General features: G+C 72.4%; 7 protein-coding genes. 5 read left to right on the top strand and 2 right to left on the bottom strand.

Going from position 1 to position 8,880, the window contains the following annotated elements:
- Window positions 1-11 precede the first annotated feature (11 nt).
- Both E1284_RS35215 and E1284_RS35210 read right to left on the bottom strand, forming a co-directional pair.
- A complete protein-coding gene (locus E1284_RS35215; RefSeq protein WP_131944486.1) occupies window positions 12-1,577 on the bottom strand; it encodes a cellulose binding domain-containing protein in 1,566 nt (521 codons plus the stop codon).
- Between the two features lie 233 nt (window positions 1,578-1,810).
- Entirely contained in the window at window positions 1,811-2,482 is a 672-nt protein-coding gene (locus E1284_RS35210; RefSeq protein WP_131944485.1) for a helix-turn-helix transcriptional regulator, read from the bottom strand.
- A 598-nt stretch (window positions 2,483-3,080) separates the two neighbouring features.
- Between E1284_RS35210 and E1284_RS35205 the strand changes: the two genes are divergently transcribed.
- From E1284_RS35205 to E1284_RS35185, 5 genes are all read left to right on the top strand, one after another.
- Window positions 3,081-3,332 carry a phosphopantetheine-binding protein gene (locus E1284_RS35205; protein WP_131944484.1) on the top strand — a complete coding sequence of 84 codons (252 nt, stop codon included), beginning with the start codon at window positions 3,081-3,083 and terminating at the stop codon, window positions 3,330-3,332.
- Window positions 3,329-3,589 carry an acyl carrier protein gene (locus tag E1284_RS35200; RefSeq protein WP_207924127.1) on the top strand — a complete coding sequence of 87 codons (261 nt, stop codon included), beginning with the start codon at window positions 3,329-3,331 and terminating at the stop codon, window positions 3,587-3,589. The genes E1284_RS35205 and E1284_RS35200 overlap by 4 nt, the downstream gene beginning before the upstream one ends.
- Window positions 3,586-5,523: an aminotransferase class I/II-fold pyridoxal phosphate-dependent enzyme gene (locus E1284_RS35195; RefSeq protein ID WP_131944483.1), complete on the top strand. Its 1,938-nt coding sequence runs from the start codon at window positions 3,586-3,588 to the stop codon at window positions 5,521-5,523. Before E1284_RS35200 ends, E1284_RS35195 begins: the two co-directional genes overlap by 4 nt.
- Window positions 5,520-7,124 (top strand): D-alanine--poly(phosphoribitol) ligase, encoded by a 1,605-nt coding sequence (locus E1284_RS35190; protein WP_207924126.1) that lies wholly within the window; start codon window positions 5,520-5,522, stop codon window positions 7,122-7,124. Before E1284_RS35195 ends, E1284_RS35190 begins: the two co-directional genes overlap by 4 nt.
- Window positions 7,121-8,880, top strand: a 1,760-nt coding sequence (locus tag E1284_RS35185; protein ID WP_131944482.1) for a fatty acyl-AMP ligase, incomplete at its 3' end; no start/stop codon positions are given. The genes E1284_RS35190 and E1284_RS35185, both read left to right, overlap by 4 nt.

Below are 8,880 nucleotides of genomic sequence, written 5' to 3'. Positions count from 1 at the left end.
GGGTGGGAGGGTCAGAAGCCTGCCGTGATCTTGGTGAACTGCCACGGCTGCTGGTCGATGCCGCTGCAGTTGGAGGTCACGCCGCCGCCCGCGCAGGGGCGGTCGCGGTTGACCGACCAGAACGCGAGGCGGGCCAGGCCCTTGGACTTCGCCCAGTCGCGGATCTGCGTCCAGGTCTGGGTCGAGGTCAGCTCCTGCTGGTCGGACAGGCCGTTCATGCCGGAGATGCCCATGTGCGAGTAGGCGGTGGCGTCCGACCAGCCGAAGGCCGACTTCAGCTGGTTCTTCAGGCCCTCGGACGCGTTGACGGTGTTGCCGTACATGTCCGAGCCGCCGCCGAAGTCGAACGGCATGATGGTGAAGACGTCCACGTTCGCCTGGAGGGCCGCGGCCTGGGTGATGAGCCGCTGGCCCCAGTAGTTCGGACCGGTGGTGGCGGTGCCGAACGTCAGGATCGTCTGGATGCCGGGGTTCCGCTGCTTGACGATCTTGAGGGCGCCGAGGATACGGTCCTGCACGGCGGCGTTCTCGAACTCGTCGCTGTTCTCGATGTCGACGTCGATCGCCTTCAGGCCGAACGCGTCGATGACCTGCTGGTAGGCGCCGGCGAGGGCATCGGCGGAGGAGCAGTTCGGGCCGAGCTTGTTGCCGGACCAGCCGCCGATGGACGGCAGCACGTCACCGCCGGCCGCGCGGATCTGGTTGATCGCCTGCTCGTCCGCGCCGCCCTTGAGCGGACGGTTCCCGTCCCACGCCGGGCTGCACCCGCCGCCGGACAGGATGAACGCCATCGTGAACCACTTGATCCCGGACGCGCTCATGACCGTGGCCGGGTTCGGCGGCTCGCCCCAGCCCATGTAGAGGTAGGGCGCGGCCCGGCGGGTGCCGGGCGGCGGCGTCGTGCAGCCGGTGGTCGTGGCCGACACCGAACCGCTCGCCGCGGACTCGCCGGAGGCGTTGTACGCCTTGACCGTGTAGGTGTGGTCGGAGCACGTGGCCAGGCCGCTGATCGTGGTGCTCGTCCCGGACACGGTCGCGCGGACGGCGGAGCCCTCGTAGACGCGGTAGCCGGTGGGCCCGCCGGACGAGGCCGACCACGACAGCGTCAGCGACGTGTCGGTCCGGGCGGTCACGGCCGGGGTGCCGGGCGCCGAGGGCGCGCCGGGCTCGGTGGGGCCGCCCCCGCCGTCGCAGGACGCGCCGTTGAGCAGGCAGCCCTGGGGCGTCCCGGATCCGCCGACGATGAAGCCGAACGAGACGGACGAGCCGGCGGCGACCGTCCCGTTGTAGTTGCGGTTGGTGAACGTGGCGTGCTGCCCGGACGTGGTGAGCAGCGCGTCCCAGTAGGTCCCGACGGAGGAGCCGGACGGGAGGTCGAACTCGATCTTCCAGGACGAGATGGCCGAGCCGGTCCCGTTCTTGATCGTGTACTTGGCCTCGTAGCCCGAGCCCCAGTCGGACGACTTGGTGAACGTCGCCGTCACCGAGGCCGCATTGGCCGCGGCGGGGACGAGCAGGGCGAGGACGAGGGAGCAGAGGGCGGTGAAGAGGAAGCCGGGAAGAAGTGTTCTTCGCAAGGTCACTCCCGGGTAGGAGACGTGGATTGAGCGGGAATCCCCCGAACCCCGAGCTGGTCGTGCTGTGCGGGTTCCTCAGCGGTGTGGCGGCGGGCGCGGCATGCGATCGGCCTTCTGATAGGAAACTTTCCTATAAATCGAGAGAACGGTAACCGGCGCGCGGCGCGCTGGCAACCCCTCGCGGAGGCCGTGCCGGGGCGGCGTGCGGCGACATCGGGTACGGAGGACCGCGCTCAGCCGGGGGTGCTCTCCGCGCCTATCTTCGTGATCAGGCCGCTCTCGTAGGCGACCGCGACCGCCTGCCCGCGGGTTCCGACGTCGAGCTTCTTCAGCACGTTGTGGACATGGGTGCGGACGGTCGTGATGGAGATCGACAGCTCCCTGGCGATCTCGACGTTGGACGCCCCGCGGCCCAGCAGCAGGATCACCTCCTTCTCCCGGGAGGTGAGGTTCACGGCTTCGGCGGGGTGCGCCTCCGGCGGCGCGGCGTCGGGCGCGCGGCAGAGGGCGTGCCGCGCGCCCTCCGGGATGAGCAGGGTGTCGCCGGCGGTCACCAGCCGGAGCGCCTGGATCAGCTGCTCCGACGAGGTGTCCAGGGACAGCACGGCGGAGACGCCGAGCCCGATCGCCTCGACCGCCCGGTGCACGTTCTCGGTCTTGGCGATGACGACCACCTTGGAGAGGCCGGACAATTCCGCGAGCTCGCGCTGATGCATGACGAGGGTCAGTGCGGGAGCGACGACGAGCGTGATGTCCGGGACCTTCTCCGCCGCGTCCTGCAGGACGCGGTCGCCCGTCGTTTGGCCGATGATTTCAATGTCCGAGCCGTTCTTCAGCAGTGCCGAAAAACAGTCGGCGATGATCGTTCTTTCGCAGCAGAGAAGCAGTTGTTGTCTTAACGGCATCGGACCCGTCCGGGGAAATGGGACGGCGCGGTCTCGGTGAAGCACTGCATCGGCTCGGTGGCCCCCGTGGCGCTCTGCGAATCCCGGCTCCGGCGCCGGGCGAGGCGGGGAGCGAGGGTAGCGGGTGGTTGAAAGTTCATCGGTATTCGGCTGGTGATCACTCTCCGAACGCACTCGCCTACCAAAGGTGCCGATGTGGTGACACGTCGATCATTATGGCAAGTTATGGCGGCCGTGTGGACCGTTCGAAGGCGCTATTTATCGGCTCTTTATCGGTGGGTCGCCGCGCCGCGCCGCGGCTCCCGTGGCGCGGCGTGATTGGACTCTGAACTACCTGCAAGATGCGCGGGGACGGAGCGGACCGCCGATCGGGACGGTTTCGGTCCCGCAGCTAATGGATGCGAAGTCGATTAATCCGCGAAATATCACTTCTGGCCTGCGTCAGCTGAATAGTCAGACCGTGTCATGGCGTGTTGACCAAGATCTACGCCGCGCCGCCGGCCGGTCAGTGGTTCGTCAGCGCGATCGTCAGCGCAATGCACGACAGTCGGGCCGTCCGCTGATCTCCAACGCCGTTCGCGCGGCATAGGGGGAAGTCGTGAGTGCTGTCTACGACCGATTGGTCGATCTGCTGGTGGACCGGTTCGAGGTCGACCGGGCCGCGGTGGGCCCCGACGTGGTCTTCGAGGACCTCGACGTGGACTCCCTGTTCCTGGTCGAGCTGCTGCTGGTGGCGCAGTCGGAGTTCGCCGGCGCCGAGCTCGCCGAGGACCTCGTCGCGCCGTCCGACACCATCGGCCGCGCGGCCGAGCTGATCGAACGGCAGATGACCACGGCGGCCTCGCCGTGACCGCGGCGGACTTCCTCCTCGGGTACATCGCCGACGCCTGGATGGGCGGGGACGCCGCCGGGCTGCGCGCCGACACGCCGATCATCGAGCTGAACATCATCGACTCGGCCGCGATCTTCGACCTGGTGCACGCGCTGCAGGCCGAGTTCGGCGTCACCGTCCCGCTCCAGGAGATCACGCCCGCGAACTTCGGGTCGGTCGGCGCGATCGCCGCGCTGGTCGGCCGCCTGGACGAGCAGGAGAAGAGCGTCCGATGACCGACCTGGCGCAGAGCGCCCTGGCCGCGGCCCCGGCCCGCCGGCAGGTGCTGGAGATCATCGCCTCGAACACCCTGTACGACGTCGCGCAGCTGCGGCCGGAGAGCCACTTCGAGGGCGAGCTCGGCGTCGACGCGGCCGTCCTGGAGGCGATCCTCGGCGACGTCCGCGACCGGTTCGGGCCGCACGTGCGGCTGCCCGGCGAGCCGGCCACCCCGCAGGACCTGATCGACGCCGTCGAGCGCGCGGCCGCCGACCGGCCGGCGCGAAACGGCGCCGAACCGCCCGAGGCCGTCATGACGGCCGCGATGCGGCACACCCACTACCGCCGCGACCAGCTCGACCTCGACGCCGAGCTGGAGGCGGAGCTGGGCATCGACTCGGTGGTGCTGGCCTCGATCATCGGCGACGCGGCCGAGGAGCTCGGGCTCCCGGACGGCCTCGCGTCCGAGATCACCGTGCCGAACCTGCGCGCCCTCATCGAGGAGCTGCGCGCCCGCGCCGGCGGGAGCGGCGCACCCGGGCCCGAACCGGGCGGTGGACCCGGGCCCGAACCGGGCGGCGGGCTTGAGCAGGGCGGCGGACCCGGGCCCGAACCGGGCGAACCGGCGATCGGGGAACTGGATCCGGTGCGGCCCGCGCCGAGCACGTCCTGGGACGGCCGCTCCATGCGCGACTTCATGGACGACCGCGCGCCCGACCTGTTCGCCAAGGCCCGCGGTTTCACCTCCTACCTGCGCGGCCGCGAGGCCGAGCATCTCTACTGGTACGGGATGCCGCTGCGGTCGCGGTGCGCGAACCGCGCCCGCATCCACGACGAGCTGACCGGCCGCACCCGCGAGTTCCTCATGTTCGCGTCGAACAACTACCTCGGGCTGGCGAACCACCCGCGGGTCATCGACGCGATCTGCGAGGCGACCCGCTCCTACGGGGCGACCAACACCGGCTGCCGGATCATCGGCGGCACGAACCACCTGCACAAGGAGCTGGAGCGGCGCCTCGCCGCGTTCAAGCGGCGGCCCGCCTGCATCGTCTATCCGGGCGGGTACTCGGCCAACCTCGGCTCGGTGTCCGCCCTGGTCAAGAGCCACGACGCGCTGATCGTGGACAAGCTCAACCACATGAGCATCGTGGACGGCTGCAAGCTGTCCGGCGGCGTCCGCAAGATCTACGGCCACAACGACATGCGGGCCCTGGAACGGGTGCTGGAGCGGTGCGAGGACCAGGTCCGCGGCGGCAAGCTCATCGTCACCGACGGCGTGTTCAGCATGCACGGCGACGTGTGCGACCTGCCGGAGATCGTCCGGCTGGCGCGCCGGTACGGGGCGCGGGTCATGGTGGACGACGCGCACGCGACCGGCGTCCTCGGCGACCGCGGCTCCGGCACCGCCGAGCACTTCGGCCTGAAGGACGAGGTCGACCTTGAGCTCGGCACCATGAGCAAGGCCCTCGCCGGCATGGGCGGCTTCGTCGTCGGCGATGAGGAGGTCGTCGAATACCTTCGCTTCTACTCCAACTCCTATGTGTTCGCCGCGACGATCCCGGCCGGTGTCGCGGCCGGGCTGATCGCCGCGATCGACGTCCTGGAGGAGGAGCCGGAGCGGCTCGCCGCGCTCTGGGCGAACATCCGCCGGCTGCGCGCCGACCTGACCGGCGCGGGCTTCGACCTGGAGCACTCGCAGAGCGCGATCCTGCCGATCGTCATCGGGGACGAGCGCCGGGCGATGGAGATGGGCCGGGCGGTCCGCGCCCGCGGCCTGTTCTGCCAGACGGTCGTGTTCCCCGGCGTGCCGCTCGGCGACGCCCGGCTGCGGGTGAGCGTGACGTCCGAGCACACCGCCGAGGACCTGGCCCTCGCCGCGCAGATCTTCGTGGACGCGGCCCGCGAGACGGGCGTCCTGCCCGGCCGCGGCGGGCGGGAGGCGGGCCGGTGAGCGCGCGGCGGCTCGGCGTCCTGGACGAGCACATCGCCGGGCTCCCGGAACTGGAGTCGGCGGAGCACGCCGCCCGTCCCGCCCTCCTCGGCCGGCGGACGATCACCTACGGCCGGCTCGCCGACACGGTGGGCCGGGCCTGCGCCGCGATCCTCGGTCTGGGCGCGCGGCCCGGCGACCGGGTCGCGATCTGGATGGACAAGGGCCCCGAGTACGCCGAGGCCGTCCTCGCCGCGCTGCGGGCGGGCTGCGCCTACGTGCCGATCGACGGCGGCCAGCCCGCCGCCCGCGCGGACACCATCCTGCGGGACGCGCGGCCGATCGTCCTGTTCACCGACCGCCGCCATCTCGACATGCTGTCCGGGACGGCGTCCTCCGTCCGGGCGATCGTGGTGGCGGGCGAGGCGCCGCCCGACTCCCGGGCCGTCGCCTGGGACGCGTTCCTCGCCGACGCCGACGCCGGTGCGTCCGCGCGGGAACGGCCGCGGGTCGCGCCGTCCGACCTCGCCGCGATCCTCTACACCTCCGGCTCGACGGGGACGCCGAAGGGCGTCAAGATCTCGCACCGCAACCTGGCGGCCTTCACCGGCTGGGCGCGCCGCGAGCTGGACGTCGGCGCCGCCGACGTGTTCGCCAACCACGCCTCGTTCAACTTCGACCTCAGCACCTTCGACCTGTTCGTGGCGCTGTCGGTCGGCGCGGCCGTGTGGATCGTCGAGGACGCGCAGGCCCGCGACGTCGCGGCGCTCGCCGCCGGGATCCGCGAGCACGGCGTCACGGTCTGGTACTCGGTGCCGTCGATCCTCGTGCTGCTGACGGCGTCCGGGGCGCTGACGGCGGAGGCGGCGCGCGGCCTGCGGTACGTGCTGTTCGCCGGCGAGGTGTACCCGATGCCGCGGCTGCGGGAGCTGAGCGGGCGGCTGCCGCGCTCGGCCGCCCTCTACAACCTGTACGGGCCCACGGAGACGAACGTCTGCACCTACCACCGGGTGCGGCCCGGGGACCTGGCGCGGGACGAGCCGCCGCCCATCGGCCGCGCGGTCGGCGACGCCCGCCTCATCGTCGTGGACGAGGACGGCCGCCCCCTCGACGGGCCGGACGCGTTCGGCGAGCTGGTCGTCGAGGGCGACTGCGTCACCCCCGGCTACTGGGGCCGCGACGCCGAGCCGCCCGCCGAGGCGCACCGCCGGCACCGGCACGCCACCGGCGACCTGGTGAGCCGCGACGCGGACGGACTGCTCGTCTACCGGGGCCGCAAGGACCGGATGGTGAAGGTCTCCGGCCACCGCGTCGAACTCGGCGAGGTCGAGGCCGTCGTGCTGCGGCATCCGGCGATCGGCGAGGCCGCCGTGCTCGTCACCGGCGAGGGCACCGACGCGCGCCTCGCCCTGTTCTACGTCGTCCGCGCCGGCGCGGACGCGCCGGGCCTGCTCGACGTCAAGCGGCACTGCGCCGAGCACCTGCCGACGTACATGGTCCCGCACGCGGCGGTCCGGCTGCCGGAGCTGCCGCGCAACGCCAACGGCAAGGTCGACCTCGGCCGGCTCCGCGACGCGCGGGCGGCGGGCCGCCCGGCCGTCCCCGCATCCCTCCCGTCATGAGCGGTGGAACAATGACGCGCTTCAACCAGATCGAGGACCACTGGGGCGGCCCGGAGCCGGAGACGGTGGCGGGCGTCCTGCGGCACCATGTCCGGCGGACGCCCGACCGGCTCGCCTACCGCTTCCGCACCGGGCTCGGCGGGGAGAGCGAGTCCTGGACGTACCGGGACCTGGACGCCCGCGCCCGCGCCGTCGCCGGACGTCTCCAGCGGGAGGGGCTGCGGAGCCGTCCCGTCCTGCTGCTCCTGCCGCCCGGCCTGGAGTACGTCGCCGGTTTCCTGGGCTGCCTGTACGCGGGGGCGATCGCGGTCCCCGCCTACCCGCCCGACGGTGGCCGGACGGGCGGGACGACCGCGCGCCTCGCCGCCGTCGCGGAGAACGCGCGGGCCGAATGGGCGCTGGTGGACGGGGACCAGAAGGGCCCCCTGCCCGGCCTCCGCCGGCTGGCGCCCGCGGAATGCGGCCCGGACGACGCCGAAACCTACCGCGACCCTGGCCCGACCCCGGGATCGCTGGCCTTCCTCCAGTACACGTCCGGCTCGACGGCGGCGCCCAAGGGCGTCATGGTGAGCAACGAGAACCTTGTCGCGAACCTGCGCGCGATCCACCTGATGATGGCGCACGATCGTGACTCCGTCCTGGTGTCGTGGCTTCCGCCGTATCACGACATGGGCCTCATCGGCGGCCTGCTGACACCGCTGTACGGGGGGATACCGGCGCATCTCATGGCGCCGAAGACGTTCATCCAGCGTCCGCTGCTGTGGCTGGAGACGATCTCCGCGACCCGCGCGACGACTGCGATCTCCCCGAACTTCGGCTTCGACTACTGCCTGCGGAGGATCTCCGCGGAGCAGGCGGCCGGGCTGGACCTGTCGTCCTGGCGGCTCGCGCTGAACGGCGCGGAGCCGGTGCGCGCCGACACCCTGGACGCGTTCGCCGAGCGGTTCGCGGCGGCCGGGTTCGACCGCCGGGCGCTGCTGCCCTGCTACGGGCTGGCGGAGGCGACGCTGCTGGTCAGCGGGGCGGCCGCGGACCGTCCGCCGAAGATCGGCTCGCTCGACGCCGAGGCGCTGGAGCAGGGCCGCGCCGAGGCCGCGCCGCCCGGACGCAGGGCCGTCCGGTCGGTGGGCTGCGGCCCCGCCGCCGACCGCGTCGGCGTCGCGATCGTCGACCCGGCCACGCGGCGGCGCCTTCCGGCCGGCCGGGTCGGCGAGGTCTGGGTGCGCGGGCCGGGCGTCGCCCGCGGCTACTGGCGCGACGCCGACGCCACCCGCGAGACGTTCCAGGCCCGGATCGAGGACGGGGACGGCGCCCCGCACCTGCGCACCGGCGACCTCGGCTTCGAGTGGGACGGGGAGCTGCACATCGCCGGGCGGCTGAAGGACGTCGTGATCGTCCAGGGCCGCAACCACTACCCGCAGGACGTCGAGCTGACCGCGGAACGCGTGGACGAGGCCGTCCGCGCGGGCTGCGGCGCCGCGTTCGGCGTCGAGGTGGACGGCGCCGAGGAGCTGGTCATCGTCTGCGAGCTGGACGCGCACCGGGCCGGGGACACCGGGGACCTGCTCGCCCGGATCCGCGCCGCCGTGGCGCGCGAGCACGACGTGGCGCCGCACGCGGTCGTCCTGGTCAAGCGGGGGGCCGTCGGGAAGACGACGAGCGGGAAGATCCAGCGCCGCGCCTGCCGCGACGCGTTCCTCTCGCTCACCCTGCCCGTCATCGCCGCCAGCGTGACCCGCGACCCCGCCCCCGAGCC

Origin of the sequence: Actinomadura bangladeshensis, assembly GCF_004348335.1 — a bacterium.
GTDB lineage: Bacteria > Actinomycetota > Actinomycetes > Streptosporangiales > Streptosporangiaceae > Spirillospora > Spirillospora bangladeshensis.
Note: the sequence above shows the minus strand (reverse complement) of the source record. Positions and strands in the feature narration are given on the sequence as shown.

Bases quoted from the DNA above. Each gene is read 5' to 3' on its own strand.
- E1284_RS35195 (WP_131944483.1), top strand. From the start codon at position 3,586: ATGACCGACCTGGCGCAGAGCGCCCTGGCCGCGGCCCCGGCCCGCCGG.
- E1284_RS35210 (WP_131944485.1), bottom strand. From the start codon at position 2,482: ATGCCGTTAAGACAACAACTGCTTCTCTGCTGCGAAAGAACGATCATC.